This window comes from Rhodoferax sp. ZS1R25, assembly GCF_056521335.1.
Genome location: NZ_JBWMAZ010000001.1, coordinates 2,095,088 through 2,121,675, shown reverse-complemented (window position 1 = coordinate 2,121,675; position 26,588 = coordinate 2,095,088). Strand labels below are relative to the sequence as shown.

Genomic DNA, 26,588 nt, shown 5'->3' with positions numbered 1-26,588 from the left:
TGCCATGGATGCACAACACAAGCTTAAATCATTGCTGGCTCAGCTTAACACGGTGATTGTGGGCAAACCGACCCAGCTACAGGACTGCGTGGCCTGCCTGCTGGCCGGTGGCCACTTGCTGATTGACGACGTGCCCGGCGTGGGCAAAACCACGCTGGCGCACGCACTGGCGCGCAGCTTTGGCCTGCAGTTTTCGCGCGTGCAATTCACCTCTGACCTGATGCCCAGCGACCTGTCGGGCGTGTCGATTTACGAACGCGGCAAAGAGGCCTTTGTATTCCACCCCGGCCCCATCTTTGCGCAAGTGCTGCTGGCTGACGAGATCAACCGTGCCAGTCCAAAAACCCAGAGCGCGCTGCTGGAAGCCATGGAAGAAAAACAGGTCACCGTGGAAGGCGAAACCCGGCCCCTGCCCCACCCGTTTTTTGTCATCGCCACACAGAACCCGCTGGACCAGTTGGGCACCTACGCCCTGCCCGAATCGCAGCTGGACCGCTTCCTGATGCGCATCTCGCTCGGCTACCCAGACCGCGCCTCTGAACGCGCCCTTCTGGCAGGCGAAGACCGCCGCGCCATGGTAGACGCGCTCCCCAGTCTGTTGGGCGAAGGCGAGCTGTTGCAGCTGCAGGCCACGGTATTGGCCGTGCATGCCGCCGGGCCGCTGCTGGACTACGTGCAGGACCTGATCGCCGCCACGCGCTCCGGCCAGTGGTTTTTACAGGGCCTGTCACCCCGCGCCGGCATTGCCGTGGTGCGTGCAGCCAAGGCACAGGCGCTGCTGAGCGGGCGTGACTACGTCGCGCCCGACGACGTGCAGGCCGTGTTGCCGCAAACCATTGCGCACCGCCTGATCCCTGTGGGTGACGCGGGCCGCGGCGCCGTCGAGCAAGTGCGCGCCATGTTGCAGGTGGTGCCTCTGCCGTGAGCGTGCTGGCGCAGCTCAATCCGCTGGCAGCAGTGCGCCGCCGTTTCCAGGCGTGGTGGCAATCACGCCTGCCGCTCAAGGACAGCACCACGCTGACCCAGCGCAATGTCTACATCCTGCCCACGCGCCCTGGCCTGATGCTGGGGCTGACACTGCTGGTGCTCCTGGTAGCCAGCATCAACTATCAGCTCAACCTGGGCTATGTGTTGACCTTCTTGCTGACGGGCAGCGCAGTGATTGGCATGCATGTTTGCCACGGCACGCTGCGTGGCATCACTATGCATTTGGTAGCACCCGACGCACAGTTTGCGGGGGCTAGCGTGCATATCCCCATCCATGTCCAGAGCGAACGCAAGGGCGTGCGCTATGGCATTGGGCTGGCGGTGCTGGGTTCCGACCACTGGAGCTGGACCGATGTCCCCTCGCAGGGCAGCGCCAAAGTACAGGTGGCCTTTCAGCCCGAGCGGCGCGGCCTGCACCGCGTGCCGCCACTGACCGCCGAGACCCGCTTTCCGCTGGGCACCTTCCGCGTCTGGACCGTGTGGCGGCCTGCGGCCCAGGTGCTGGTCTACCCTGCACCCGAGGCCCATCCGCCGCCCTTGCCACCGGGCGAACCGCGCGCCGGCGGCGCGGCCACAGTACGCCCCCAGGCCACGGGCGAATTTGATGGCGTGCGGGCCTACCGCCGCGGCGACCCGCTCAAGCTTGTCGTCTGGAAAAAAGCCGCCAAGGCCGACGAGCTGGTAAGCCGCGATGCCCAGCAGTCGCAACGCTTTGAGCTCTGGTTGGACCTGGCCCATGCGGCACAGGGCCTGGGCAATTCCCGCGAGCACGCCCTGTCTCGCCTGTGTGCCTGGGTGCTGCTGGCCGAGAAGCAGGGCCTGCGCTACGGCCTGCGCCTGGCTGGCACCGAGCTGCTGCCCGACAGCGGTCCGGCCCACCAGAAGAATTGCCTGCAAGCGCTCGCGCTGGCCTGAGCCACCCCTATGTTCAAGCGCCTGCACCACCTGCCCCGCGAAGCGCGTGACACGCTGTTTCTGTTGCTGGTCATCGCCTGGACCATTGCGCCACAAACATCAGAGTTGCCCCTGTGGTGCAGCGGCATGGCGGCAGCGGTGCTGCTGTGGCGCGGCTGGCTGGCGGTGCAGGGCCAGCCCTTGCCTTCGCGCTGGTGGCTCATGGCCCTGCTGGTGCTGGCCACGGCGGGCACCGCATTCACCTACAAGACCATCCTGGGGCGTGATGCAGGGGTGACCTTCATCGTGGTGCTGTTGGCGCTGAAAACGCTGGAAATGCGCGCCCGGCGCGATGCGTTTGTGATCTTCTTCCTGGGCTTCTTCACCCTGCTGTCCAACTTCTTTTTCTCGCAGAGCCTGCTCACCGCCGCCTCCATGTTGGTCGCGCTGCTGGGCCTGCTCACCGCGCTGGTCAATGCCCATATGCCCGTGGGCCGCCCGCCGCTGCTGCAGGCCGCCAAAACGGCGGGGTGGATGGCACTCCTTGGCGCCCCCATCATGGCCGTGCTGTTTATGCTGTTTCCGCGCATTGCACCGCTGTGGGGGCTGCCGAGCGACGCCATGAGCGGCCGCAGTGGCCTCTCCGCCAGCATGCAAGTGGGCACGATTGCGAGTCTGGCGCTGGACGACAGCATTGCCATGCGCATCCGCTTTGACGGGCCGCCGCCCGCGCAACCCGACCTGTATTTCCGCGGCCCCGTGCTCTCCAGCTTTGACGGGCGCGAGTGGCGCCCGCTGCGCTCCAACTTCCCCCCGCGCTACCAGCTGCAGCCCGAGCTGCAGGTGCAGGGCGAACCGGTGAAGTACCAGGTCACCCTGGCCGCTAACGACCGCCCCTGGTTGCTGGTGTTGGACGCCACGCCCACCAAGCCCGAGATCGTGGGCTACACGCCCAGCATGTCGCCCGATCTGCAATGGCTGTCGGACCAGCCGATTGCCGACCTGGTGCGCTACCGCGCCACCAGCTACCCGCAGTTCCGCCATGGCCCCAGCAAGCTGGCGGTGGGGCTGCAAGACTATGTGGACCTGCCGCCGGGCTTTAACCCGCGCACGCTGCAACTCGCCGCCGAGATGCGCCGCAGCCCCGAACTGGCACGCGCCAGCACGCCCCAGCTGGTGGACGCAGTGATGCAGCGCCTGCGCACCGGCGGCTACGTGTACACGCTGGAGCCCGGTGTCTTTGGCACCCACACGGCCGACGAATTCTGGTTTGACCGCAAAGCCGGGTTTTGCGAACACATTGCCTCCAGCTTTGTGCTGCTGATGCGCGCCCTGGACGTGCCCGCGCGCGTAGTCACCGGCTACCAGGGTGGTCAAGTGAACAATGTGGACGGCCTGTGGACCGTGCGCCAGAGCGATGCCCATGCCTGGGCCGAGGTCTGGGTGGCAAACCAGGGCTGGGTGCGCGTGGACCCCACTTCGGCCGTGTCGCCAGCGCGCACCGGCTCGTTCAACCGGCTGCAGGCACCGCAGAACGTGTTCACCCAGGCGCTCAACACCATGAGCCCGGGCTTTGCCATCAACCTGCGCGCCATGTGGGAAGCCGCCAACAACCGCTGGAACCAGTGGGTGCTGAACTACAGCCAAGCCAAGCAACTGAACCTGCTGCGCAACCTGGGCTTTGAGACCCCCAGCTGGGAAGACCTGAGCTATGTGCTGATCGCCCTCATCGTGCTGGCCAGCCTGTTGGGCGCCGCCTGGACGCTGTGGGAGCGCTACCACCAAGACCCCTGGCTGCGCCTGTTGCACGGCGCGCAACAGCGCCTGCAGCGCGCGGGTCTGGCCAGCTCGGCCCAGACCCCACCGCGCCAGCTGGCCTCACTGCTGCAACAGCAGTGGCCGGGGGACCCCGCGCACGCGCGCCAGCTCAGCGACTGGTTGTTGCGCCTGGAAGCTTGGCGCTACGCCCCCCAGCCGGCAGCCGCCACGCTGGGTACACTGCGGCGAGAATTCCGGCAACTGCCCTGGCCTGTGCGCCAGCCCTGACCATTGGACCCCGTGATCTTTTCCCTCCGCCTCACCGCTACGTTTTTAATAGCTGCTTGCGCAATGTCCGCGGGGGCTAGCACCCTAAAACGCCATAAACCCGCCGCCAAACATGCCCACCGGGCCAAAGTGGCAACGCCACCGCCACCCGCCGCCAACGCCGGCCCGCTGTATGCCACACGGCCCGAGGTCATGCTGATTGCCGACGACATCGCACAGCGCCGCAACCTGGACCGCGACTGGGTGCGCAACGCCGTGGGCCAGTCGCGCATGGTGGCCTCCGTGGTGCGCGCCATCACGCCGCCCGCCGTGGGCACGCCGAAAAATTGGGCGTTGTACCGCAGCCGTTTTGTGGAGCCCATCCGCATCCGCGCTGGCGTGAAGTTCTGGCAGGACAACCGCGAGACGCTGGAGCGCGCCGAGCGTGAGACCGGCGTGCCAGCCAGCATCATCGTGGGCATCATCGGCGTGGAAACCATCTACGGCCAGCAAACCGGCACCTACCGCGTGATGGACGCACTGACCACGCTGGCGTTTGACTTCCCCAGTGCCCACCCGCGCAAGGCTGAGCGTGCTGCCTTCTTCCTATCTGAGCTCGAAGCCTTTTTGAGCCTGACCGCCCGCACCCAGACCGACCCGCTGGCCCTGCGCGGCAGCTATGCGGGCGCCATGGGCCTGCCGCAGTTCATGCCGTCCAGCTGGGCCAAGTACGCGATCGACTTCGATGGCGACAGCCGCGTGGACCTGTTCCACAGCGCCGCCGACGTCATAGGCTCGGTGGCCAATTACTTTGTCGCCTTCAAATGGCAGCGCGACCTGCCCACCCACTACCCCGTACAGCTAGACCCGGCCCGCCTGGACCGCACCACGCTGCTGGCGCCCGACATCGTGCCCAGCTTTGCGCCCCAGACCATGGCCGACAAGGGGGTGCTGCTGGACGCAGCCGCTCTGGCCCACCCCGGCAAGCTCGCCCTGGTAGAGCTGCAGAACGGGGCCGATGCGCCGCTGTACATCGCAGGCACCGACAACTTCTACGCCATCACCCGCTACAACTGGAGCAGCTACTACGCCCTGGCCGTGATCGAGTTGGGCAACGCAGTAGCGGCGGGTGTGGTCAACGCCTCCGCCGTGCCAAAATAAACCATGCCTGCCGCCCCCACTACTGCCCTGGACAACACGGACGAACACTCCACCACCGCGCTGTACCGCGCAGCCATTGGGGATGTCAACAGCGCCTACTACCTGCCGCTGTTCACACGCTTTGAAGCGGCAGACCGCCCGGGCTTGAGCTGGAATTGGTCGGCCGCGCTGTACACGCTGAACTGGCTGGCTTTCCGCCAGCTGTGGCATGCGGCATTGCTGTACTCGGGCTGTGTCGTTGCACTGGCACTGTCGGTGTTTGGCATCGGCAGGCTGGTGTTCCAGTTTTCTGAAGGCACGCAGTGGGGCCTGCTGGCCACACTGCTGGTCATCGCCGTGGCGGTACCCGGCTTGGGCGGCAACGCGCTGCTGCACAACGCCACGCGCAAACGCATGCAGGCCGCACTGGCAGCCAGCGCCACCGTGCCCGAGGCCTGCGCCCTGCTGGCACGCCAGGCCAGCACACGCCGGCGCCTGATCGTGCTGGCCGTGCTGAACCTGCTGATCGCCGCGGCGGCGGCCTATTCGTGGACCCACTTCAGTGGCTTTGAGCCTCTGCCGGGCTATGCCGACAAGGCCGTGGACAAACTGAGTGACGCCCGCAACCTGGCTGTGGGCCGCGCCACCGATGCCACGGCACCGGCGGCTTCAGCACCCGCATCCTCGGTTGCCCAGCCGGCCGCACTACCAGCATCGGCACCTGCTTCTACCGCGACGACTGCGGCAACGCCTGCGATCGCCGCTTCCGCGCCCAAGGCAGCAGCGTCCCCCCCGGTTTCCGCACCGATGCCTACCCCTGCCAAGGCCGCCGTGACAATCACGCCCGCGGCTAGCGCATCGGCCGCCAAGCCGGCAGCTGCCAAGCCCGTGGAAGCCAAACCTGCGGAGGTGAAACCCACCGCGGTGCCCAAACCCGCGGCGTCACAACCCGTGCGCGCCAAAGCCAAGGCTGTGGCCCCCACGCCAGCGGCCACCGAGCCCTTGCGCGCAGCCCCCCGCCCCGCACCCACGGGCCGCTTTGTCGTGAACGTGGGCATCTTTGCCGACGAGAACAACGCGCGCAATGCGTTCACCCGGCTCATGGACGCAGACCTGCCCGCCAACTCCAAAGCGTTCCAGGCCGTGCGCGGGCCGCGCACCCGCGTGTGGGTCGGCCCGTTTGAAACCCAGACAGAAGCCGACACCGCGGCTCAGAAGATCAAAACATTTGGTCTGGACGCGCTGGTCGCGCCCGAGTAGGCGCATGGCCTCGGCAAACTCAGTTTGGAGCGCAACGTTCCCACAAGCCAACGCCAGCCTGTTTGGCGTCGTGTTTGGCAAGAGCCGCCAAATTGGCCACATCTTCGGCACGCGTGTACTGGCTGCCGTCGATGGCCACCGCGCCGATCGACAGTGTGGTGCACGGGAAGAAGCGCATCACACCATGGCGGTCTTCGGCTTCGATGCCGCCCTGGGCTCGGGCTTGCTCGTCAAACATGGCTTGCGCACGCTCGGCAAATTCCTGCACTAGCCGCTCGCAACGCTGTTGCCAATCGGGGCTTTGGAACAGCAGGATGAAATCGTCGCCGCCCACGTGACCCAGAAAGTCGCGCTGCGAGTCGCATTGCTCCATGGCAATGCGTGCCAGCAGGCGGATCATCTCGTCGCCACGCCAGTAGCCGTAGTAGTCGTTGAAAGGTTTGAAGTTGTTCAGGTCGGCATAGCAGGCGACAAAGTGCACTTCTTTTTTCAGCAGCCGCTCGATGTGCTGGCTGATGGGGATGTTGCCTGGCAGAAAGGTCAGCGGGTTGGCGTGGCGGGCTGCCTCGATACGCGTCTCGGTCACCGAGCGCACCAGCTGGTCACCCGTGCCCAAGCCCACGTAGCGGCCGTTCTCAATGGCGATGAAACCGTCAGATAAGTAGCGCTGGTCTTGCGACGTGAGAATGCCTACCAACTCGTCCACACAGTGCTCGCGCTCGATGAGGCGCGGCTCGCGGTTGGCATGCACCGCGCAGGACTTGCGGCCCCACACCTCGCGGTAGTAGAGCTTGGTGTACTCGTTCATGAACGTGGCGCGGTTGACGATGCCCACCGGGCAGTCGTCCTCCAGCAGTGCCACCGCATGCAGCGTGGGGTGCTCCAGAAACAGCTCGGCCAGCGCGTCGTTGCTGGTCTGTGCTGTCACCGTAGGCGCGCGCAGCAGCGACAGGCTGCGCAAATGACCGCCTTGCGAGACACGGCTGAGCTCGGGAAACACCACCACCTGGCGCTCACCAAGAACGCGTTGTGGCTCCACCCCGAGGTACTTCAGCGGCGCGCGGTCGGGGTGACCCAGAAAGTAGCCCTGGCCATACTCAATGCCTAGGTCGCGCAGTACGCGCAGGTCCTCGGCGGTCTCTATGCCTTCGGCCACCAGCGAGCTGCCAAAGATGGTGGCAATTTGCTGCAGGGCCTGGATGGTCTTGAGCTTGTCGCCGTGCTCGCTGATGTTGCGGGTGAAGTACTTGTCGATCTTCACCACTTCGGGCTTGAGCTGTGACCACAGCCGCAGGCTGGAATGGCCGTCACCAAAATCGTCCAGCGCCAGCGACACGCCGGCGGACCGGATGTCATTCACCACCTCGGCCAGGCGGTCCATGTTCTCCACACGCTCGTGCTCCGTGATCTCCAGCACCAGCATGCGCGGCACCACGCGCATGTCTTGAATCCAGCGCAGTAGCCCGTCACGCCCCTGCAGCTGAACAATGCGGGTCAGCGCATTGGCACTGATGTTCACAAACAGGCGCCCCACCCCGCGCATATGGCCCCAGTTGCGCAGGGTAGCCATGACACAAGCGCACTCGAATTCGTAGCCCAAGCCTTCTAGTGCCGCAGCGCGCAGCAGGTTGTCGGGGGTATGCAGGGGCGTGCCCGCGGGGCCGCGTATCAGCGCCTCGTGGGCATAGATGGAGGCGTCTGCCAGGTTCACGATGGGCTGGAACACGGGATACAAGGTCCCGTCGTTCAGCACCTTTTTTAAAGGACCTGGTTCACCCTCTCCGGTAGTGCGGGCGGCCACCAAACGCAAGGTTGATGTTGGCATGGCATGGGTTCCAAAACGACTAGAGGGGCAGTCTAGGGAAACCTTATGACAACCCAATGACAAAACTGTGTCATGCGATTTTGTGAAATTTATTAAACGATATAAACTGTATATACCGTTTATTTTTTCAAAGGAAACCACGTGACGACTGCAGACAATGCAACCGGTGTTGAGATCAAAGCCCCCATCAAGGTGAGTGCCAAGGCGCCCGCCAAAGCTGTAGCCAAGCCAGCCGCCAAAGCCCCCATCAAGGCAAAAGCCAGCACCGCCAAAAAGCCCGCTGCACCGGTGAAAAAACCTGCCACAGTGGCGCCTCCCGCCAAAGCCAAGCCTGCAAAGGCCACCAAAGCCGCTACCACGCCCAAGAAGCCCGCTGCCAAGCCTGTTGCAGCCCCTGTGGTCAAAGCCAAAAAGCCCAAGATGGTTCGCGACAGCTTCACCATTCCCAAGCCCGAGTACGACGTGCTGGACGTGCTCAAGCTGCGTGCCGCCAAGCAAGGCACCCCTGCCAAAAAGACCGAACTGATTCGCGCAGGCATCAAGGTGCTGGCGGCGTTGTCTGACACCGCGTTCAAGGCCGCGCTGCAAGCCGTGCCCAGCCTGAAGACCGGCCGCCCTGCCAAGGCTAAGAAGGCCTGAGGCCGACCTGGTCTACAGCACCTCGGGGGATTGCACCGTGACCACCATGGTCTGGGCAATGCCCTCGCGCTCGCGGTGGCGCAGCCACCAGATGGCGCCTTTTTTCACGGCGCAATCGGCCTCGGCCAACCCCAGCAGGCGCGCAATCGTGTGACCCAGCGTGGGCTGGTGGCCCACCACCAGCACGCAGCCCTTGACATGCGGCCAGTGCACCAAGTCCAGCAAATCATCGACGGTGGACAACGGCGCTAGCGCCGCATGGGTTTTGAATTTTCGCCCCAGCGCCTGGGCAGTTTGCTCGGTGCGCAGCGCCGGGCTGGACCACACCTTGGCACCTTCCGGCAGCTGCCGGTCCAGCCAACCCGCCATGCGGGTCGCCTGCTTCTCGCCTTTGGCGGTGAGGGTGCGCACCATGTCGTCCCCCACCAGCTCCAGATCAATGGCCTCTGCGTGCCGCCACAAAATCAGATCCATCGCCGTCACTCCCTTTTTTATCCTTTGTCATTGCGCGCGTAGCGGCCCATCAGCGCCGCCTGTGCACCGTGAGCAGGCACATCGGTGCGTGCTTCTTGTCGGCGGTACACCCCGTCGCCCCCCAGGTCCCACGCATCCACGCCATCGTGCAAGTAGGCCACTAGGCACTCATCCACAATGCGCTGGCGCTGCACCGGATCGGTCACGGGCCAGGCCAGTTCCACGCGGCGCACCATGTTGCGGTTCATCCAGTCGGCGCTCGACAGGTAGAGGTCTTCCACCTGGCCCTGGCGGAAATAAAACACGCGCGAGTGCTCCAGAAACCGCCCAATGACCGAGCGCACGCGGATGTTGTCGGTATAGCCCGTTACCTGGGCCGGCAGCATGCAGGCGCCGCGCACAATCAAATCAATCTTCACGCCCTGGCTGCCCGCGGCCATCAGGCTGCGGATCAGCGCCTCGTCGGTCAGCGAGTTCATCTTCACCACGATGCGGGTCTCCACACCGCGTGCCGCCGCCTCGCCCAGGGCGTCAATCTTGGCGATCAGTTTGCGGTGCAAATAGAACGGCGCCAACCACAGTTTGGACAAACGCGGCAGCTTGCTCTGGCTGGCCAGGTGCACAAACACATGCTCCATGTCGGTGGTGAGCGCCACGTCGGCTGTGAGGTGGCTCACGTCGGTATACAGCTTGGCGGTGCGCGGGTTGTAGTTGCCGGTGGAAAGGTGCCCATAGCGCTTGAGCGACTTGCCTTCACGACGCGTGATCAGCATCATCTTGGCGTGCGTTTTCAGGCCCACCACGCCGTACACCACCTGGGCACCAATCGACTCCAGCATCTCGGCCCAGTTGATGTTGGCCTCTTCGTCGAAGCGCGCCTTGAGCTCCACCACCACAGTCACTTCCTTGCCGCGGCGCACGGCCTCACGCAGCAAGTCCATCAGCTCGGAGTCTGCGCCGGTGCGGTAAATGGTTTGCTTGATGGCCAACACCTGGGGGTCGTTCACGGCCTCGCGCAAAAACGTCAGCACCCCGTCAAAGCTCTCAAACGGCTGGTGGATCAGGATGTCGCGCTGTTTGAGCTGGTCAAAGATGGACTGGCTGGACTGGATTTGCACCGGGTAGGCCGCGCGGTACGGTGCAAAGCACAGGTCGGGGCGGTTGGCCAGGTCGATCAGCTGCGTCAGGCGCACCAGGTTCACCGGGCCGTGCACGCGGTACAGCGCCTTGGCGGGCAGCGCAAACTGTTTGAGCAAAAAGTCCGCCAGGTGTTCCGAGCAACCCGCTGACACCTCCAGACGCACCGCCTGGCCGTAGTGGCGGTGCACCAGGCCCTGGCGCAGTGCGGTGCGCAGGTTTTGCACATCGTCTTCGTCCACCGCCAGGTCAGAGTGGCGGGTCACGCGGAACTGCGAAAACTGCCCCACCACGCGCCCCTGGAACAGCTCGTCCAGGTGTGCGCGAATGATGCTGGACAGCGACACAAACCAGGCCTTGTTGCCCACCAGTTTGTCCGGCATGCGGATCAGGCGCGGCAGCACGCGTGGCACTTTCACGATCGCGATTTCGTTCTCCCGCCCAAAGGCGTCCTTGCCGCTCAGCCGCACGATGAAGTTCAGCGATTTGTTGGCCACCTGGGGAAACGGGTGCGAGGGGTCCAGTCCCACGGGAATCAGCAGCGGGCGCACCTCGCGCTCAAAGTATTGCTTCACCCAGGCGCGCTGCGCGGCATTGCGCTCGCCGTGGGAGAGGATGCGCAAGCCCTGTGCTTCCAGCCCCGGCATCAACTTTTCGTTGTACAGCGTGTACTGGCGCGCCACCAGCTGGTGCAGGGCATCAGCCAGGCGGTCGAACGAGCCGACCGAGTATTGCCCCTTGCGGTCACTGGCCTGGTAGGCGCTCAGGTGCGGCTCGGCCCGCACCTCAAAAAATTCATCCAGGTTGCTGGAAACGATGCACAGAAAGCGCAGGCGCTCCAGCAGTGGCACATCGTCGCGTACCGCCCAGTCCAGCACGCGCTCGTTGAACGCCAGGATGCTGTGGTCACGGTCCAGCAGTGCGGGGGGCGCAGATTGCACCAGCGCGAGAGGCTTGCGAATAAGAGACAGCATGAACGGCATCCATTTATGACACAACGATGAACGATTGTTTACGTCCCAGATGACAGTTGTGTGACATCTTGCGCCACGGGCTGGGGCAGCGTCCGTGCGGTGTGCGCGGGCACCAAGTGGCCCGCGAACAGCAGGGAGGCGTAGGCCCAGCTGAAGTGCAGCGCCCGCGTGCGCGCCTCATGGCGCGGCACTGCCAGCGCGCCGTACCAGGCCGCAGTCAGGTCGGGGTCCAGCACCCCGCCCTGGGCGGGCGTCCCCACCACCTCGTTAGGCCCCTCTACCGGGTAGGCCGCCACCGGCGTACCACATGCCATGGCCTCCAGCATCACCAAACCAAAGGTCTCGGAGCGGCTGGGCATCACAAACACATCGGCCGCGGCATAGACCTTCGCCAGCTCGTCGCGCGGCAGCACGCCCAGCCAGCGCACGTGGGGGTAGCGCTCGCGCAGGCTGGCTTCCAGCGGGCCCACGCCGCACACCACCTTGGTGCCGGGCACGTCCATGTCCAGAAACGCAGCGATGTTTTTCTCGTACGACACGCGGCCCACAAACAGCGACACCGGGCGCGCCAGCACCCCCAGCGCGGGGTAGACCTTGGGCACCTCCTGGTACTGAAACAGCTGCATGTCCACCCCATGCGTCCAGCTGCGCAGGTTGCGAAAGCCCTTGGCATCCAGCATGCGCAGCACGCTGGGCGTGGGCACCATCACACCCGACGAGGGCTTGTGAAAATAGCGGAACAGCGCATACCCCATCCACAGCGGCACCTTGAGTGCGGCCTGCAAGATCTCGGGAAAGCGCGTGTGGTACGCCGTGGTGAAGGCCAGCTTGTGCTTGCGGCAGTAGCTGCGCGCGGCCCAGCCCAGCGGGCCTTCGGTAGCCAGATGAATGGCGTCGGGCGCGCTGGCGTCCAGCATCTGCGCCAGCGCCTTGCCGGGGCGCACGGCCAGGTCAATGCCTGCGTAGCCCGGGCATGGACGGGTGGCAAACAGGCCGGGGTGGATCACCTCCACCACATGGCCCAGGCCTTCGAGTTCGCGCACCAGCTCCACCAGGGTGGTCACCACCCCGTTGACCTGGGGTTGCCATGCGTCGGTAATCAGGGCGAGTTTCATGCGTGGGTTTCCTGCAGTGCGGGGGTGGCCACCGCAGTGGCCGGTGGGGTGGGCGTGCCCGCCCAGTAAATGAGTTCGAGCTGACCGTCCAGGTGCTCCACCAGCGCGGTGCGGCTCTCCACCCAGTCGCCGTCGTTGCAATACAGCGTGCCCTCGATGGTGCGCATCTCGGCATGGTGGATGTGGCCGCAGACCACGCCGTCGTGGCCGCGGCGGCGTGCCTCGTGGGCCACGGCTTTCTCAAAGTCTGTCACGTAATTCAGTGCTTTCTTGACCTTGTGCTTGAGGTAGGCCGAGAGCGACCAGTACGGCAGCCCCATGCGCGCGCGCAGGCTGTTGAGGTAGCGGTTGAGCTTGAGCGTGAACTCGTAGGCGTTGTCACCCAGGTAGGCCAGCCACTTGGCGCACTGGATCACGCCGTCAAAGTAATCGCCATGCGTGACCCAAAGCGTACGGCCATCTGCGGTGGTGTGCACCGTGTCTTCGTACACCTCGATGCCGCCAAACTGGTGGCCCACAAAGGCACGCGCAAATTCATCGTGGTTGCCGGGAATGAAGACCACGCGACAGCCCTTGCGCGCGCGGCGCAGCAGCTTTTGCACCACGTCGTTGTGCGCCTGGGGCCAGAACCAGCGGCGGCGCAGCTGCCAGCCATCCACGATATCGCCCACCAGGTAGAGGTGGTCGCTGGGGTGGTGCTTCAGAAAGTCCAGCAGCGGCTTGGCTTGGCAGCCTGCGGTGCCCAGGTGGATGTCGGACACAAACACCGCGCGGTAGCGGCGGTGGCCCACTTCGTCGTCATCGGCTTCGGCGTCTGGCGCCAAACCCTGCCAGTTGGCTCCCAGAGCGTCGAAGGCGGTGCGCATCAGGCCCCCAGAAAGTGCTTGCGGTAACGGGATGGCAAGTCGGCGATGCGCATGAGCATCGGCAGGTCGGCCGAGTTGAAGTCCGGGTCCCAGGCCGGCGCGCCCAGCACCTTGGCGCCCAGGCGCAGATAGCCCTTGATGAGCGCCGGGGGTTCCACATCCAATGTGCTGTCGAGCTGTTCAATGGGCAGCGGCAGGCGCGGCCGCACGTGGTATTCGATCGGAGCCAGGTGCGTGGCCTGCACCTGGCGCCAGATGCTGGCCGCAGCGTCACCGCTGACGATGCCGTTGTGCAGCATGGGCACGCTGGCGCAACCAATCATGGTGTCGAGCTGGTTGCGCACCATGAACTCGGCCAGTGCGCCCCACAGCGCCATGATGACGCCGCCGTGGCGGTGGTCCGGGTGCACGCAGCTGCGGCCCAGCTCCACCATGCGTTCGCGCAAGCTGCGCAGGCGGGTCAGGTCAAATTCGGTGTCACTGTAAAAACTGCCCACGCGCTTGGCCTGGGTGGGGGTGAGCACGCGGTAGGTGCCCACTACCTGGCCGCTGGCCTGGTCGCGCACGATCAGGTGCTCGCAGTAGTTGTCAAACAGATCCACGTCGTGGCCTGCGATCGGGGTGTTCAGGCGCGCGCCCATCTCTCCGGCAAACACATCAAAGCGCAGGCGCTGGGCGGCGCGCACTTCGTCCTGTTGGCGGGCCCAGGAGACCTGGATGCCGTTGCGCGCGGGAGCGGCGTCTGACGCCTGCACGGCGATGGGTTGCACCGCGATAGGCGCGATGGGGTGTACAGTGGGCGAGGCCAGCGTAGGCACGGCGGTGGCGGATGTTGTTGGCATTCTTGTCCCCTTCCTTGAGCGTGATTGCACTGACCGGGAAGTGTGAAGAGCACCTGTGACCCACACATGGCAGACGCGTGAAGTTTTTGTGACAGGGGCTGCGCCGTGGTCATTGATTCAATAATTCAAGTATTATTGAAATATGAACACCGCAGCCTTTGACGAACCCCAGGCCCTCAAGGCCCTGACCGCGCTGGCCCAAGCCCAGCGCCTGCGCGCCTTCAAGGCCTTGGTGGTGGCCGGCCCCGAGGGCCTGACCCCCGGCACCCTGGCCCAGCAGTTGGACAGCGCACCCAGCGCCCTGTCCTTCCACCTGAAGGAACTGGCCCACTCCGGCCTGGTCGACATTGAGCAGCGCGGGCGCAACCTCATTTACCGCGCCAACTTTGCGCAGATGAACGGTCTGCTGGCGTACATGACCATGCATTGCTGCCAGGGTGAAGGCTGCGAGGTGACAGGTACCACGGCGGGCAAATGCTGTTAAACGCCATGACCAAAACTCCGCCTACACCCCCCCTGCGCCAGCAGCTGTTGGCCGAATTCCTGGGCACCGCCGCCCTGCTCTGCGCCGTCATTGGCTCCGGCATCATGGCCCAGCGCATCAGCGGCGGCAACGACGGCGTGGCGCTGCTGGCTAACACATTGGCCACGGTGTTTGCGCTGTATGTGCTGATTGAAACCCTGGGCCCGGTCAGCGGCGCGCACTTCAACCCATTGGTCACGCTGCTTATGTGGTCAAAACGGCAGCTAGCCCCTGAGAACAGTGCGCGAGCAGCTACGCTTTTCATAGCATCCCAGTTGCTGGGGGCCGCGGCCGGTGCGGCCCTGGCCAACGCCATGTTCGAGCTGCCGGCCCTGCACCTGAGCCAGCACCTGCGGGGCGGTACGGGCCAGTGGGTGGCCGAGGCCGTGGCCACTGGCGGGCTGGTGTTCACCATCCTGCGCGCACCGCCCGGCAAAGCACCAGCGCTGGTGGCCTGCTACATCGGCGCGGCCTACTGGTTCACCGCCAGCACCTCGTTTGCCAACCCCGCCGCCGTGGTGGGCCGCATGTTCAGCGACACCTTTGCAGGCATCGCCCCTGCCAGCGCCCTGGGGTTTGTGCTGGCGCAATGCGTGGGCGCAGTGCTGGGCGCAGCCTTGGCCAACACACTCTCCTCCCAGAAAGAAACCGTATGACCATCACCATCTTCCACAACCCCGCTTGCGGGACGTCGCGCAACACTCTGGCCATGATTCGCAACAGCGGCGTGGAGCCCGAGGTCATTGAATACCTGAAGACCCCACCTACCAAAGTACGCCTGCAGCAACTGCTGGCCGCCATGGGCAGCGGCCCGCGCGATCTACTCCGCGAAAAAGGCACGCCCTATGCCGAGCTGGATTTGGCGAATGCAAAGTGGACGGACGACGAACTGCTGGACTTCATGCTGCAGCATCCCATCCTCATCAACCGCCCGGTGGTGGAAACCCCCTTGGGCACGCGCCTATGCCGCCCATCCGAGCTGGTGCTGGACCTGCTGCCCACCCCTCAGCAAGCGGCGTTTACCAAGGAAGACGGTGAAGCAGTGGTCAACGACAAGGGCCAACGTGTGTGATCTGGTCACCACTCTGCCGCAGCTGGATGCCACCCACTTTCGGGTGCCGGATGTGGCATCACTGCGCTCGGCTACGCCATCCAATCATGCTCCCCGCATCGCGCTGCTCTATGGCTCGCTACGGCCCCGCTCGTTCAGCAGGCTGTTGACCGAGGAGGCCGCGCGCCTGCTGCAGGCCATGGGGGCAGAGACCCGCATCTTCAACCCCACCGGACTGCCCTTGCCCGACGACGCGCCCGACACCCACCCCAAGGTGCAAGAGTTGCGCGAGCTAGTGTAGTGGTCTGAGGGCATGGTGTGGACCTCACCCGAGCGGCACGGTGCCATGACCGGCATCATGAAGGCGCAGATCGACTGGATTCCGCTGAACAGCGGCGCCCTGCGCCCCACACAGGGCAAGACACTTGCAGTGATGCAGGTGAGCGGCGGCTCGCAAAGCTTCAACGCAGTGAACCAGATGCGTCTGCTGGGCCGCTGGATGCGCATGGTCACCATCCCGAACCAAAGCTCGGTGGCCAAGGCGTTCATGGAGTTTGGTGACGATGACCGCATGAAGCCATCCAGCTACTTCGAGCGCGTGGTGGATGTGATGGAAGAGCTGGTGAAGTTCACGCTGCTCACGCGCGATGTATCGCCATATCTGGTGGACCGCTACAGCGAACGCAAGGAAACAACCGAGCAGCTCATGAAGCGCGTCAACCAGCGCAGCCTTTGACGCCTCCATCACCATGCAAACCACGCCGGCCATCCCCAACACCACGCTAGCCGATGCGATGAACCTGCGCACCTAAACCTATGCCGGGTGCGTGCAGCTACTGGCCGCCCGCACCTACAACGGCCAAACCACTGACTTCCGTACCGAAGGGGGCGGTTTCGCTCCGGTGATGTGGGTGCCTGACTTGCAGAGCGCTCCCACGAACCTCTGCAGCCCTGCCCCCTGATCGACCATACTGCGGCTGTGAAACACGTCGCCTTTTTCCGCAACCTCAACCTGGGCCGCACCCACTGCCCCACGCGGGTGCAGCTGGAGCAGGCGTTTCTGGACGCCGGGGCGCATGCGGCCGCATCGTTTCTGACGAATGGCACGCTGGTCTTTTCAACCGGCCCACGAGCCAACCCCGACGCGCTGCTGCGCAAGGCGGCCAAGCAACTTCACGCGGTGTGCGGCCTGGTGGAGCCCGGTTTTGTGCGGCCTGTTCCCTACTTGGCGCAGCTGGTCGCGAGTACGCCGTTTGCCGGGGTGGACACCACTACCGTCTATGAATGTTGCGTCACGTTTTTGCACCACGACGCAGAAGTGCCCGGCCCCCTGCCTCTGCACTCCAAGCGCCAGGACCTGGAGGTGTTTCACTGCACGGGGGGTGAGGCCTTCAGCCTGAGCCTCAAGATCGGCAACACGCCGGGCAGCCCCAATGCATTTTTGGAAAAAATGCTGGGGTTGCCGGCCACCACCCGGAGCTGGAACACGGTATCCCGGCTGGTGGCCAAATACGCGTGATCTAGGGCCCTAGCCCAGCCACTTCTGCATGAAACCCGCCTGCCCCATGGCCGGGTCTAGCGCGTAATAGGCAAAGCCCACGCGCTCGTACAGCTTCACCGCGCCGCCGTTGCCCGACAGCACTTCGAGCGTCAGCTTGCAGGCACCGCGCTCGGTGGCGATCTGTTCCACCAGCGCCAGCATCTTCTCGCCAATGCGCTGGCCGCGGTAGCCGGGCAGCACTGCGACGTCATGCACGTTCACCAGCGGCTTGCAGGCAAAGGTGGAGAAACCTTCAATGCAATTGATCAGGCCCACGGGCGTGGCGTCGTCCTCGGACGCGTATGCCAGCACGCTGAAGGCCTGCGGGCGCGCGGCCAGCGAGGGCACCAGGTTGGCCTTGGCAAAATCACTCAGACCCTCACCACCGCCCATGGGGTCGCTGGCATAGGCATCGAGCAGCATGACCAGCGCAGCGGCATGCACGGGGTTGGCGTAATCGGCACGGACCACGCGGATCGCAGTCGTCATGGGTTCAAACCTTCAGGGTATCGGCAATGCGCTGGGCACAGCTTTGGGCCTGCGCGGCATCGCGCGCCTCCACCATCACACGTACCAAGGGTTCGGTGCCACTGGCGCGGATCAGCACGCGGCCACTGTCACCGAGCGCGGCTTCAGCGGCTTTGGTTTCTTCGCTCAGGCGGGTGTTGGACTTCCAGTCCTGGCCCGGAGCCAGGCGCACGTTGATCAGGGTTTGCGGGAATAGCGTCACGCCATCCAACAGCTGCGCCATGGTCTTGCCGCTGCGCACGCAGGCCTGCAGCACCTGCAGGGCCGACACCAAGCCATCACCCGTGGTGTGCTTGTCTAGCGCCAGCAAGTGGCCCGAGCCCTCGCCCCCCAAGATCCACTTGTGCTTCTCCAGCTCTTCGAGCACGTAGCGATCGCCCACCTTGGCACGCACAAACTGAACACCGCGCTTCTTCAGCGCCACTTCCACGGCCATATTGGTCATCAGCGTGCCCACCACGCCGGGCACATGCTCGTCGCGGCCTAGGCGGTCGTCGGCCATCAGGTACAGCAGCTCGTCGCCGTTGTAGAGGCGGCCGTCCGCATCCACCAGTTGCAAGCGGTCGGCGTCGCCGTCCAGCGCGATGCCGAAGTCGGCCTTGTGGTCCTTCACGGCCTGCACCAGCGCCTCGGGGTGGGTGGCACCCACGCCCTTGTTGATGTTCAGGCCGTCGGGCGAGCAGCCGATGGCAATGACCTCGGCACCCAGCTCATGGAACACCTTGGGTGCGATGTGGTACGCCGCGCCATGGGCCGCGTCCACCACAATCTTCAGGCCCTTCAAGGTCAGGTCGTTGGCAAAGGTGCTTTTGCAGAACTCGATGTAGCGGCCGGCCGCGTCGTCCAGGCGGCGGCTCTTGCCCAGGCTGGCAGAGTCCACCCATACCGGCGGTTTCTCCAGCTCGGCTTCCACGGACAGCTCCCAGGCGTCGGGCAGCTTGCTGCCCTTGGCGCTGAAAAACTTGATGCCGTTGTCGGCAAACGGGTTGTGGCTGGCGCTGATGACCACGCCCAGCGAGGCCCGCTGCGCACGCGTGAGGTAGGCCACGCCCGGTGTGGGCAGTGGGCCGAGCAGCACCACATCCACACCCGCGGAGTTAAAGCCGCTCTCCAGCGCGCTCTCCAGCATGTAGCCCGAGATGCGCGTGTCCTTGCCGATCAGCACCGTGGGGCGTGCCTCGGTTTCCTTGAGCACATGGCCCACGGCGTGCGCCAAGCGCAGCACAAAGTCGGGGGTGATGGGGGCCTGCCCCACGGTGCCGCGAATGCCGTCGGTGCCGAAATACTGTCGTCCCATTTGAATTCCTGTTGTGTTGTTGTTGGTTGTTATGAACGTGCAGCTTGCATGGCGGCCAGCACCTTGAGGGCACTGACCGTGTCGCGCACATCGTGCACGCGCACCACATTCGCACCGTTCTGCACGGCCAGCACGGCGGCCGTCACGCTGGGTGCCCGGCGCTGGTCCACGTCCATGCTGGCCACCTGGCTCAGCGAGGTTTGGGTGACTGCGGCCAGCGACGATTTGCGCGACCAACCCGCCAGCACTGGGTAGCCCGCGGGCACGGCCTGGGTTTGGCGCGCGAGCAACGCAAAGTTCTGCGGCACCGTCTTGCCAAAGCCAATGCCGGGGTCCAGGCAAATACGGGCCGAATCGACCCCTAGCCCTCGTAAACGCTGCGCAAGCAGCTCTAAAAAAGATAGCACCTGCGGCACCACATCGCCCTCCATGGGCGCCACCTGCATGGTCTGTGGATCGCGGTGCATGTGCATCAGGCACACGCCGCAGCGGCCGTGTGCGGCCACCACCGCTTCGCCCGTGGATCCACCCGCTGCATCACGCCAGCGCAGGGCCCAGACGTCGTTGACGATGTCAGCCCCCAAGTCCAACACCGCCTGCATGACGGCGGGCTTGTAGGTGTCTACCGAGACCGGCACACCCAGGGTGACCGCGTGTTTGACCACGGGCAGCACACGCGCCAGCTCTTCCTCCAGCGGCAGCGCCTGGGCACCGGGGCGGGTCGATTCACCGCCGATGTCCAGCATATCGGCCCCGTCCTTGAGCAGCTTCTCGCAATGCGCCAGCGCAGCATCGCGCGCAGCATACTGCCCGCCGTCGGAGAACGAATCGGGGGTGACGTTGACGATGCCCATGACCTGGGGCCGGGACAGGTCAATCGTGAAACGGGTGGTTTGCCAATGCATGGGCTGGATTATGCAAGCCCTGAAACGCACACAGGGCCCGAAGGCCCTGTGGGTTCAGCGCAGCCTGGTGTCAGGCGGCTGTGGGTGCCGGGTCGGCCGCCACGGCGGGTGCGCCACCGCTGCCTCCGCCACCATTGGTGGGGGTGCGGGGCGTCCAGTCCTTGGGAGGACGTGGCTCACGGCCAGCCATGATGTCGTCCAACTGGTCGCTGTCAATGGTTTCCCATTCCAGCAGGGCTTTGGCCATGGCGTGCATCTTGTCCTGGTTGTCTTCGATCAGCTTGCGCGCGAGGGCGTATTGCTGGTCGATGATGCGGCGCACTTCCGAGTCCACCTTTTGCATGGTCTGTTCGCTCATGCTGGTGGTCTTGGTCACGCTGCGGCCCAGGAAGACTTCGCCTTCGTTTTCGGCATACACCATCGGGCCCAGCGCGTCGGTCATGCCGTAACGGGTCACCATGTCGCGGGCGATCGAGGTAGCACGCTCAAAGTCGTTGCTGGCACCCGTAGTCATCTGGTTCATGAAGACTTCTTCGGCAATACGGCCGCCAAACAGCATGCTGATCTGGTTCAGCATGAATTCGCTGTCGTAGCTGTAGCGGTCTTGTGCGGGCAGGCTCATGGTCACGCCCAGGGCACGGCCACGGGGAATGATGGTGACCTTGTGCACCGGGTCGCACTTGGGCAACAGCTTGCCAATCAGCGCGTGGCCGGACTCGTGGTAGGCCGTGTTCTTGCGCTCTTCTTCAGGCATGACCATGCTCTTGCGCTCGGGGCCCATGAGGATCTTGTCCTTGGCCTTCTCGAAGTCCTGCATTTCCACCAGGCGCGCATTGCGGCGGGCGGCCATCAGGGCGGCTTCGTTGCACAGGTTCGCCAAGTCGGCACCGCTCATGCCGGGCGTACCACGGGCAATGGTCATGGCGCTCACGTCCTGACCCAAAGGTACTTTGCGCATGTGCACGTTCAGAATCTGTTCGCGGCCACGGATATCGGGCAGGGTCACATACACCTGGCGGTCAAAACGGCCGGGACGCAGCAAGGCCGCATCCAGAATGTCAGGGCGGTTGGTGGCAGCCACCACGATCACGCCCACATTGGTCTCGAAACCGTCCATCTCGACCAGCATCTGGTTCAGGGTTTGTTCGCGCTCGTCGTTACCACCGCCTAGGCCCGCACCACGTTGGCGGCCCACGGCGTCAATTTCATCGATGAAGATGATGCAGGGGGCGTTCTTCTTGGCGTTCTCGAACATGTCGCGCACGCGGGATGCGCCCACGCCGACAAACATTTCCACAAAGTCAGAACCCGAGATGCTGAAGAACGGCACCTTGGCTTCGCCCGCAATGGACTTGGCCAGCAGCGTCTTGCCGGTACCGGGAGGGCCGACCAGCAGCAGGCCGCGCGGAATACGGCCACCGAGTTTCTGGAATTTGGAGGGATCTTTGAGGAAGTCCACGACTTCCTTCACTTCTTCCTTGGCCTCATCGCAACCGGCCACATCGGCAAAGGTCACGGTGTTGGTGTTTTCGTCCAGCAGGCGCGCCTTGCTCTTGCCGAAGCTGAAAGCGCCGCCCTTGCCGCCGCCTTGCATTTGCCGCATGAAGTACACCCACACGCCAATCAGCAGCAGCATAGGCCCCCAGCTGACCAGCAAGGTCATGAGCAAGGAGCTTTCTTCGCGGGGTTTGACGTCGAACTTGACGCCGTTGTTGATCAGGTCGCCAACCAGGCCACGATCGAGGTAGGTAGCGGTGGTGCGGACCTTGCGGTCGTCGGTGGTGACGGCCAAAATTTCAGTGCCGCCCTGGCCTTCCTGGATGATGGCGCTCTTGATTTGCTTATTGCGCACTTGCTCCAGGAAATCGGAGTAGCCGACCAAGCCCGCGCTGCCAGCGCTGCGCGAATCGAATTGCTTGAACACGGTGAAAAGCACCAAGGCAATCACCAACCACACTGCAATTTTTGAAAACCACTGATTATTCAAGCGAAGCTCCAATACTGGCGCAAGTAGACGAACCTTGCGTACTTGGGACCCATTTTAGGCGTTTCAAGACATGAAAGCTGCCCATTCAAGGTTTACGGCCACAGAAACCGCATGGGAATAGCTGGGCGGCTGCTTAAACAGAGCGCAAGCCCATGCCCACCAGGAAGGTTTCCGACGAACGGTCGCGCGAGGCCTTGGGCTTGAAGGGCTTGACCGTGACAAAGGCCGACTTGAAGCGCTGCACTACATCGTTGTAGCTGCCGCCATGGAACACCTTGGCCACCAGGGCGCCCTGGGGCTTCATGTGGTTCTGGGCAAACTCAATCGCCAGCTCCACCAAATACTCAATGCGCGCCGCATCGGCCGAGGAAATCCCTGACAGGTTGGGCGCCATGTCGGACACCACCAGATCCGCCTGCTTGCCAGCTAGTGCCGTCTCCAGCAAGGCCAGGGTATCGGCCTCGCGAAAATCGCCCTGGATAAAGGTAACGCCCTCAATGGGCTCCATGGGCAGCAGGTCCAGCCCAATGATGGTGCCGTCCAACGCCCCCACCGCCGCACCTTGGGGCGACATGCGGCGGCGCAGGTACTGGCTCCAGGCGCCAGGGGTGCAGCCCAGATCCACCACCAGTTGGCCAGGCTTGATGAGATGCAAGGTTTCGTCAATTTCCTTGAGTTTGTAGGCCGCACGGGCCCGGTACCCCTCTTTGGCCGCCAATTTGACGTAGGGGTCGTTGATGTGGTCGTGCAACCAGGCCTTGTTGACCTTTTTGCCTTTGCTGGGTGTTTTCATGCGAGCCTTGAATGCGATCCCCATTGCGGGGAGGGTTCCGATTGTCGGGCTTTTCCAGTTCGCCCCACATCTCCTCTATAGTGGCGAGTTGACCTTTGACGGAGATCTTCCTCGAAGGAGGCCCCCAGATCGAGAGGAAGGCATGCCCCTGTTCAAGCGCAACGTCAAACTGCACGTCACCATCAGCTGGCTGTTTGTCGTCCTGACCCTGCCTGTAATCATCGCGTTCTTGCTGGTGAGCTACCGGGCCAACACGCTGCTGATCGAAGACTATTCGAACAAGTTCATCGAAAAGTCGGTCCATGAGAACTTCAACAACGCGGCCCGGTTGCTGAACCCCTTCATCAGCAACGCCCGCGCCGCCGGCACCTTGATGCGCGACAAACCCGATTACTTTCGGGAGCCCAATGCGTCGGACTATCTGCACGAAATTGTGGCCTCCAATGAGGCGGTGTACGCGGCCTATGCGGCCTTCGAGGACGGAAGCTTTCGCCAGGTGCGCCGGGTAGTGCCCGGCAGGCCAGTGTTGGACAAGCCGGTTCCCACAGGTACGCTGATCATTGACCGCTTTATCGACCAGCGCGCTACAGCGGGTGAACCCCAGGACCAGTACCGCTTCCACAGCGCCTGGGGCACGGTGCTGGGCAGCGACGCCGGTCCGGTGAACTACGACCCCCGCACCCGCGGCTATTACAAGGAAGCGGCGCGCCTGCAGACGCTCATCGTGTCGGACGTTTACCCCTTTGCCAGCTCCGGCGAGCTGGGCATTACGGTAACTGCCCCCATCGTCACGGCGGGGCACACTTCCGGTGTGTTCGCGATTGACCTGACGCTCAAAACCCTGTCGGCCTACCTTTCGGACAACCGGGTCAGCCCCAACAGCATCACCATCATTGCCGACGACCACGGTGGCGTGATCGCCCACCCGGAGTTCGAGCGCGGCCTGACGCTGAAGGACAACGAGCTGGTGCAAAACCAGCTGGGCAAACTGGGGGACGTGCGCGTGACCGCGGCGCTGGCCGAGCGGATTCGCAGTGGCACCGACCGCTTCCACTTCACGGCAGGGCCCGACAACACCGAATACATCGGCGTGTTCTCCCCCTTCCCCAAGAACTTCAAAAAACCGTGGGAGCTGCTGATCATTGCGCCCACCGACGACTTCGTGGGTGGCATCAAAGACACCAACCGCCGCTTGCTGGTCTTCGGCACCCTGGTGTTTTTCCTGCAACTGGTGCTGATTTACCGCCTGTCCCGCGCCTTGTCCAAGCCCATAGAGCAGTTGGCAGAAGAAGTGGTGCACATCCGCGATTTCGAATTCCTGCAGGCCCCCATGGTCGAGTCGCGCATTGCCGAAATCAGCCATTTGGCCAAAGCCGTGTTCACCCTTACGCGTGCGCTGGAATCGTTCACCTCCTACGTGCCGCGCGGGCTGGTCAAGCAACTGATCGACTCGGGCCAGGGCACGCGGCTGGGGGTGGAAAGCCGCTACCTGACGCTGTTCTTTACCGACCTGGAAGGCTTCTCCACCTTGTCGGAATCCGAGCCTTCGCAGCAGCTGCTGGCCCGCGTGTCCGATTACTTTGCCAGTGTCACCCAGTCCATCGAACAGGAACACGGCACGGTGGACAAGTACATTGGCGACGCCGTGATGGCGTTCTGGGGCGCGCCCACCCCGCTGGAGAACCACGCTTATCTGGCCTGCGTGGCGGCGGTGCGCTCGCAGCGCCGCATGGCTCTGCGCAACCAGGAGTGGACCTCCCAGTCCATGTCGGCCCTGAAAGTGCGCATCGGTATCCACAGCGATTCGGTGCTGGTAGGCAATGTGGGATCGGCCGAACGGGTGAGCTACACCGTCATGGGCGATGGCGTGAACGTGGCTGCGCGGCTGGAGGGCCTTAACAAAGAACTGGGCACCTGGGTCTGCGTGAGCCACGCGGTCTACCGGGCTGCCGGTGAGCGCCTGTGGTTGCGCCCTATCGACACGGTCTCGGTCAAAGGCCGCAAGGGAGAGCTGCTGGTCTATGAGCTGCTGGCCATCCGCGACGGTGACGAGGAAACCGCGGCCACCCCCGAAGAAGCCCGGCTGTGCAACCTGACGGTAGATGCCTACGCCCGCTACGCGGACAACGACTTTGTGGGGGCAGCCGAGGCCTATGCCGCCATCCTGGCGCGATTCCCGCACGACACCGTGGCCCAGCGCATGCTGGAAAAATGCCAGGGCCAGCGCACCAAGGACCCGTCGCCGACCTGAATGGTGCTGGCGCCATTCCGCGCCGGCACCAATGCGTCGATAATATGGGCATGCCCCAAATCCAACTGACTCCTGCCCAGCGCAAGGAACACCGCGCTGAAGCCCACCACCTGGACCCCGTTGTCATGGTCGGTGGCGATGGCCTGACGGCCAACGTCAAAAAAGAAGTTGACGCAGCACTCAACGCCCACGGCCTGATCAAGGTGCGCGTGTTTTCCGACGATCGCGTGGCCCGCGAAGAGATGTTCAAGACCCTGGCCGACGAGCTGAATGCTGCGCCCATCCAGCACATCGGCAAGCTGCTGGTGCTCTGGCGCCCCCAGCCTGTGAAAGAAAAAGTGGTTGACGAAGACCGCATGGCGGGTCCGCGTGATTTCAAGGTGCTGAAGTTCAGCAAGCGCCCTGGCCAGCGGCCTGAGGTCAAAACCCTGCGCGTGCTGGGCAATCAGCGCCTCACGCCCGGCGGCAACATCAAGCGTGCCAAGCCGAAGCCAAAAACCAGCGTCAAGAAACGCAGCCAGACCTGAGTCGGGCACCCTTCCCTTGCAAACCGGAGCCTGGTGCTCCGGTTTTTTTATGCCTGTGCGGAGGGTTCGGTGGCTGATCGTGTGGCGGCGTGGGCCAGTTTGCCAAACACCACCAGTGCGCACAGCCACTGCGCCAGGTACATGGCGCTGCCTAGCTTGTGCCACAGCGCCAGGTTGTCACGCGCCACAATGCGCGGCGCCACGGCCAGCTCCACGAGCAGCGCAAGCAACACACCCGCCACTACAAAAAGCGTAGCAGCTTGCGCAGTATCCACGGGGGCTAGAGGCTTGTTTGATCTAAAAACCATCAGGAGCAGAACGCCGCAGGCGACCGACACCCAGGTTTGCACCGTGAACAGCTTGGCCGCCATTTGCCCGGCCATCGCAGGCGTGGGCAGATGGACAAACAGCATGGGCACCACGAACAAGCCCAGCACGCTCAGGCTCATGGCCCAGACGGCGGCCAGCCACAGGGGCAGGCTACGCATCAGAGGTAGTGAACGGCCACGATCTCGTAGGCCTTCTCGCCACCGGGGGCTTGCACCACGGCGGTATCGCCCTCTTCCTTGCCGATCAGGGCGCGGGCAATGGGGGAGCTGATATTGACCAGGCCCAGCTTGAGGTCGGCCTCGTCTTCACCCACGATCTGGTACTTCACCCGGTCGCCCGTGGCTTCGTCTTCCAGTTCCACGGTGGCCCCGAACACCACACGGCCACCCGCGTCCAGCTCGGTGGGATCGATGATTTGCGCAGCCGACAGCTTGCCTTCCACCTCCTGGATACGGCCTTCGATGAAGCCTTGGCGGTCCTTGGCGGCTTCGTATTCGGCGTTTTCGCTCAGATCGCCTTGGGCGCGCGCTTCCGAAATCGCGTTGATCACCCAAGGGCGCTCCACGGTTTTGAGCTTGTGCAGCTCGGCCTTCAGGATTTCAGCGCCGCGCTTGGTAATAGGAATGGTTGCCATGGTGGATAGAGAAATTACAGGGCCTCAAAGTGACAAGGACAGTG

The 26,588-nt window shown here is 64.0% G+C and carries 25 protein-coding genes and 1 pseudogene; 13 read left to right on the top strand and 13 right to left on the bottom strand.

The window, feature by feature from the left end; translation table 11 throughout:
- Nucleotides 1–4: 4 nt before the first annotated feature.
- The 5 genes from AC097R_RS10155 to AC097R_RS10135 are packed head-to-tail and all read left to right on the top strand — an operon-like array spanning nt 5 to nt 6,306.
- Nucleotides 5–925: an AAA family ATPase gene (locus AC097R_RS10155; RefSeq protein ID WP_479597955.1), complete on the top strand. Its 921-nt coding sequence runs from the start codon at nt 5–7 to the stop codon at nt 923–925.
- The gene (locus AC097R_RS10150; protein ID WP_479597954.1) at nt 922–1,902 is read left to right on the top strand and encodes a DUF58 domain-containing protein; all 981 of its coding nucleotides are present in this window, start codon (nt 922–924) and stop codon (nt 1,900–1,902) included. The genes AC097R_RS10155 and AC097R_RS10150 overlap by 4 nt, the downstream gene beginning before the upstream one ends.
- Before the next feature lie 9 nt (nt 1,903–1,911).
- The gene (locus tag AC097R_RS10145) at nt 1,912–3,927 is read left to right on the top strand and encodes a transglutaminase TgpA family protein (RefSeq protein WP_479597953.1); all 2,016 of its coding nucleotides are present in this window, start codon (nt 1,912–1,914) and stop codon (nt 3,925–3,927) included.
- Nucleotides 3,928–3,942: 15 nt separating this feature from the next.
- The gene (mltB, locus tag AC097R_RS10140; protein WP_479598119.1) at nt 3,943–5,067 is read left to right on the top strand and encodes a lytic murein transglycosylase B; all 1,125 of its coding nucleotides are present in this window, start codon (nt 3,943–3,945) and stop codon (nt 5,065–5,067) included.
- 3 nt (nt 5,068–5,070) lie between these two features.
- A complete protein-coding gene (locus tag AC097R_RS10135; RefSeq protein WP_479597952.1) occupies nt 5,071–6,306 on the top strand; it encodes an SPOR domain-containing protein in 1,236 nt (411 codons plus the stop codon).
- A 19-nt stretch (nt 6,307–6,325) separates the two neighbouring features.
- Here AC097R_RS10135 and AC097R_RS10130 read toward each other — a convergent pair whose 3' ends face one another.
- Complete coding sequence (locus AC097R_RS10130; protein ID WP_479597951.1) at nt 6,326–8,131, bottom strand: EAL domain-containing protein; 1,806 nt, start codon at nt 8,129–8,131, stop codon at nt 6,326–6,328.
- Nucleotides 8,132–8,272: 141 nt separating this feature from the next.
- Here AC097R_RS10130 and AC097R_RS10125 point away from each other — a divergent pair, with 141 nt between their 5' ends.
- A complete protein-coding gene (locus AC097R_RS10125; protein WP_479597950.1) occupies nt 8,273–8,770 on the top strand; it encodes a hypothetical protein in 498 nt (165 codons plus the stop codon).
- 12 nt (nt 8,771–8,782) lie between these two features.
- On the opposite strand, the gene AC097R_RS10120 is transcribed toward AC097R_RS10125, so the two are convergent.
- From AC097R_RS10120 to AC097R_RS10100, 5 genes are read right to left on the bottom strand one after another with little or no spacing between them, the layout of a single operon-like run.
- On the bottom strand, nt 8,783–9,244 hold the full coding sequence (locus tag AC097R_RS10120; protein ID WP_479597949.1) for a SixA phosphatase family protein: 462 nt from the start codon (nt 9,242–9,244) through the stop codon (nt 8,783–8,785).
- Between the two features lie 17 nt (nt 9,245–9,261).
- A complete protein-coding gene (gene ppk1 / locus AC097R_RS10115) occupies nt 9,262–11,355 on the bottom strand; it encodes a polyphosphate kinase 1 (protein ID WP_479597948.1) in 2,094 nt (697 codons plus the stop codon).
- A 38-nt stretch (nt 11,356–11,393) separates the two neighbouring features.
- Entirely contained in the window at nt 11,394–12,470 is a 1,077-nt protein-coding gene (locus AC097R_RS10110; protein WP_479597947.1) for a glycosyltransferase family 4 protein, read from the bottom strand.
- On the bottom strand, nt 12,467–13,336 hold the full coding sequence (locus tag AC097R_RS10105) for a UDP-2,3-diacylglucosamine diphosphatase (protein WP_479597946.1): 870 nt from the start codon (nt 13,334–13,336) through the stop codon (nt 12,467–12,469). Before AC097R_RS10105 ends, AC097R_RS10110 begins: the two co-directional genes overlap by 4 nt.
- On the bottom strand, nt 13,336–14,178 hold the full coding sequence (locus AC097R_RS10100) for a GNAT family N-acetyltransferase (protein WP_479597945.1): 843 nt from the start codon (nt 14,176–14,178) through the stop codon (nt 13,336–13,338). Before AC097R_RS10100 ends, AC097R_RS10105 begins: the two co-directional genes overlap by 1 nt.
- Before the next feature lie 142 nt (nt 14,179–14,320).
- Between AC097R_RS10100 and AC097R_RS10095 the strand changes: the two genes are divergently transcribed.
- The 5 genes and pseudogenes from AC097R_RS10095 to AC097R_RS10075 all read left to right on the top strand — a co-directional run bounded on the left by AC097R_RS10095 (nt 14,321) and on the right by AC097R_RS10075 (nt 17,271).
- Nucleotides 14,321–14,662: an ArsR/SmtB family transcription factor gene (locus AC097R_RS10095; protein WP_479597944.1), complete on the top strand. Its 342-nt coding sequence runs from the start codon at nt 14,321–14,323 to the stop codon at nt 14,660–14,662.
- Nucleotides 14,663–14,667: 5 nt separating this feature from the next.
- Nucleotides 14,668–15,357, top strand: a complete 690-nt coding sequence (locus AC097R_RS10090) for an aquaporin (RefSeq protein ID WP_479597943.1) — start codon at nt 14,668–14,670, stop codon at nt 15,355–15,357.
- Nucleotides 15,354–15,773: an arsenate reductase (glutaredoxin) gene (gene arsC / locus AC097R_RS10085; protein ID WP_479597942.1), complete on the top strand. Its 420-nt coding sequence runs from the start codon at nt 15,354–15,356 to the stop codon at nt 15,771–15,773. Before AC097R_RS10090 ends, arsC begins: the two co-directional genes overlap by 4 nt.
- Nucleotides 15,766–16,488: pseudogene (gene arsH / locus AC097R_RS10080) on the top strand (arsenical resistance protein ArsH). Before arsC ends, arsH begins: the two are co-directional and overlap by 8 nt.
- A 243-nt stretch (nt 16,489–16,731) precedes the next feature.
- Nucleotides 16,732–17,271 carry a DUF1697 domain-containing protein gene (locus tag AC097R_RS10075; protein ID WP_479597941.1) on the top strand — a complete coding sequence of 180 codons (540 nt, stop codon included), beginning with the start codon at nt 16,732–16,734 and terminating at the stop codon, nt 17,269–17,271.
- 9 nt (nt 17,272–17,280) lie between these two features.
- Here the strand turns inward: AC097R_RS10075 and AC097R_RS10070 are convergent, their stop codons facing one another.
- The 5 genes from AC097R_RS10070 to AC097R_RS10050 all read right to left on the bottom strand — a co-directional run bounded on the left by AC097R_RS10070 (nt 17,281) and on the right by AC097R_RS10050 (nt 22,802).
- Nucleotides 17,281–17,781 carry a GNAT family N-acetyltransferase gene (locus AC097R_RS10070; RefSeq protein ID WP_479597940.1) on the bottom strand — a complete coding sequence of 167 codons (501 nt, stop codon included), beginning with the start codon at nt 17,779–17,781 and terminating at the stop codon, nt 17,281–17,283.
- A 4-nt stretch (nt 17,782–17,785) separates the two neighbouring features.
- Nucleotides 17,786–19,117 (bottom strand): phosphoglucosamine mutase, encoded by a 1,332-nt coding sequence (gene glmM, locus AC097R_RS10065; RefSeq protein ID WP_479597939.1) that lies wholly within the window; start codon nt 19,115–19,117, stop codon nt 17,786–17,788.
- A gap of 29 nt (nt 19,118–19,146) precedes the next feature.
- Nucleotides 19,147–20,022, bottom strand: coding sequence for a dihydropteroate synthase (folP, locus tag AC097R_RS10060; RefSeq protein ID WP_479597938.1), 876 nt, complete (start codon nt 20,020–20,022; stop codon nt 19,147–19,149).
- Between the two features lie 70 nt (nt 20,023–20,092).
- Nucleotides 20,093–22,009, bottom strand: a complete 1,917-nt coding sequence (gene ftsH / locus AC097R_RS10055) for an ATP-dependent zinc metalloprotease FtsH (RefSeq protein WP_479597937.1) — start codon at nt 22,007–22,009, stop codon at nt 20,093–20,095.
- A gap of 133 nt (nt 22,010–22,142) precedes the next feature.
- Nucleotides 22,143–22,802, bottom strand: coding sequence for an RlmE family RNA methyltransferase (locus tag AC097R_RS10050; RefSeq protein ID WP_479597936.1), 660 nt, complete (start codon nt 22,800–22,802; stop codon nt 22,143–22,145).
- A 142-nt stretch (nt 22,803–22,944) separates the two neighbouring features.
- On the opposite strand from AC097R_RS10050, the gene AC097R_RS10045 reads away from it, so the two are divergent.
- Both AC097R_RS10045 and AC097R_RS10040 read left to right on the top strand, forming a co-directional pair.
- Entirely contained in the window at nt 22,945–25,053 is a 2,109-nt protein-coding gene (locus tag AC097R_RS10045) for an adenylate/guanylate cyclase domain-containing protein (RefSeq protein ID WP_479597935.1), read from the top strand.
- Nucleotides 25,054–25,103: 50 nt separating this feature from the next.
- The gene (locus AC097R_RS10040) at nt 25,104–25,580 is read left to right on the top strand and encodes a YhbY family RNA-binding protein (protein ID WP_310341959.1); all 477 of its coding nucleotides are present in this window, start codon (nt 25,104–25,106) and stop codon (nt 25,578–25,580) included.
- A 47-nt stretch (nt 25,581–25,627) separates the two neighbouring features.
- Here AC097R_RS10040 and AC097R_RS10035 read toward each other — a convergent pair whose 3' ends face one another.
- A complete protein-coding gene (locus AC097R_RS10035; protein ID WP_479597934.1) occupies nt 25,628–26,068 on the bottom strand; it encodes a DUF4149 domain-containing protein in 441 nt (146 codons plus the stop codon).
- On the bottom strand, nt 26,068–26,544 hold the full coding sequence (gene greA / locus AC097R_RS10030) for a transcription elongation factor GreA (protein WP_479597933.1): 477 nt from the start codon (nt 26,542–26,544) through the stop codon (nt 26,068–26,070). Before greA ends, AC097R_RS10035 begins: the two co-directional genes overlap by 1 nt.
- Between the last annotated feature and the right edge of the window lie 44 nt (nt 26,545–26,588).

What these genes read in the sequence shown, in the direction of transcription:
- AC097R_RS10155 (WP_479597955.1), top strand. Translation starts at nt 5, where the DNA reads ATGGATGCACAACACAAGCTTAAATCATTGCTGGCTCAGCTTAACACG.
- AC097R_RS10145 (WP_479597953.1), top strand. Translation starts at nt 1,912, where the DNA reads ATGTTCAAGCGCCTGCACCACCTGCCCCGCGAAGCGCGTGACACGCTG.
- AC097R_RS10135 (WP_479597952.1), top strand. Translation starts at nt 5,071, where the DNA reads ATGCCTGCCGCCCCCACTACTGCCCTGGACAACACGGACGAACACTCC.
- AC097R_RS10130 (WP_479597951.1), bottom strand. Translation starts at nt 8,131, where the DNA reads ATGCCAACATCAACCTTGCGTTTGGTGGCCGCCCGCACTACCGGAGAG.
- AC097R_RS10120 (WP_479597949.1), bottom strand. Translation starts at nt 9,244, where the DNA reads ATGGATCTGATTTTGTGGCGGCACGCAGAGGCCATTGATCTGGAGCTG.
- ppk1 (WP_479597948.1), bottom strand. Translation starts at nt 11,355, where the DNA reads ATGCTGTCTCTTATTCGCAAGCCTCTCGCGCTGGTGCAATCTGCGCCC.
- AC097R_RS10110 (WP_479597947.1), bottom strand. Translation starts at nt 12,470, where the DNA reads ATGAAACTCGCCCTGATTACCGACGCATGGCAACCCCAGGTCAACGGG.
- AC097R_RS10105 (WP_479597946.1), bottom strand. Translation starts at nt 13,336, where the DNA reads ATGCGCACCGCCTTCGACGCTCTGGGAGCCAACTGGCAGGGTTTGGCG.
- AC097R_RS10100 (WP_479597945.1), bottom strand. Translation starts at nt 14,178, where the DNA reads ATGCCAACAACATCCGCCACCGCCGTGCCTACGCTGGCCTCGCCCACT.
- AC097R_RS10095 (WP_479597944.1), top strand. Translation starts at nt 14,321, where the DNA reads ATGAACACCGCAGCCTTTGACGAACCCCAGGCCCTCAAGGCCCTGACC.
- AC097R_RS10090 (WP_479597943.1), top strand. Translation starts at nt 14,668, where the DNA reads ATGACCAAAACTCCGCCTACACCCCCCCTGCGCCAGCAGCTGTTGGCC.
- arsC (WP_479597942.1), top strand. Translation starts at nt 15,354, where the DNA reads ATGACCATCACCATCTTCCACAACCCCGCTTGCGGGACGTCGCGCAAC.
- AC097R_RS10070 (WP_479597940.1), bottom strand. Translation starts at nt 17,781, where the DNA reads ATGACGACTGCGATCCGCGTGGTCCGTGCCGATTACGCCAACCCCGTG.
- glmM (WP_479597939.1), bottom strand. Translation starts at nt 19,117, where the DNA reads ATGGGACGACAGTATTTCGGCACCGACGGCATTCGCGGCACCGTGGGG.
- folP (WP_479597938.1), bottom strand. Translation starts at nt 20,022, where the DNA reads ATGCATTGGCAAACCACCCGTTTCACGATTGACCTGTCCCGGCCCCAG.
- AC097R_RS10050 (WP_479597936.1), bottom strand. Translation starts at nt 22,802, where the DNA reads ATGAAAACACCCAGCAAAGGCAAAAAGGTCAACAAGGCCTGGTTGCAC.
- AC097R_RS10045 (WP_479597935.1), top strand. Translation starts at nt 22,945, where the DNA reads ATGCCCCTGTTCAAGCGCAACGTCAAACTGCACGTCACCATCAGCTGG.
- AC097R_RS10040 (WP_310341959.1), top strand. Translation starts at nt 25,104, where the DNA reads ATGCCCCAAATCCAACTGACTCCTGCCCAGCGCAAGGAACACCGCGCT.
- AC097R_RS10035 (WP_479597934.1), bottom strand. Translation starts at nt 26,068, where the DNA reads ATGCGTAGCCTGCCCCTGTGGCTGGCCGCCGTCTGGGCCATGAGCCTG.
- greA (WP_479597933.1), bottom strand. Translation starts at nt 26,544, where the DNA reads ATGGCAACCATTCCTATTACCAAGCGCGGCGCTGAAATCCTGAAGGCC.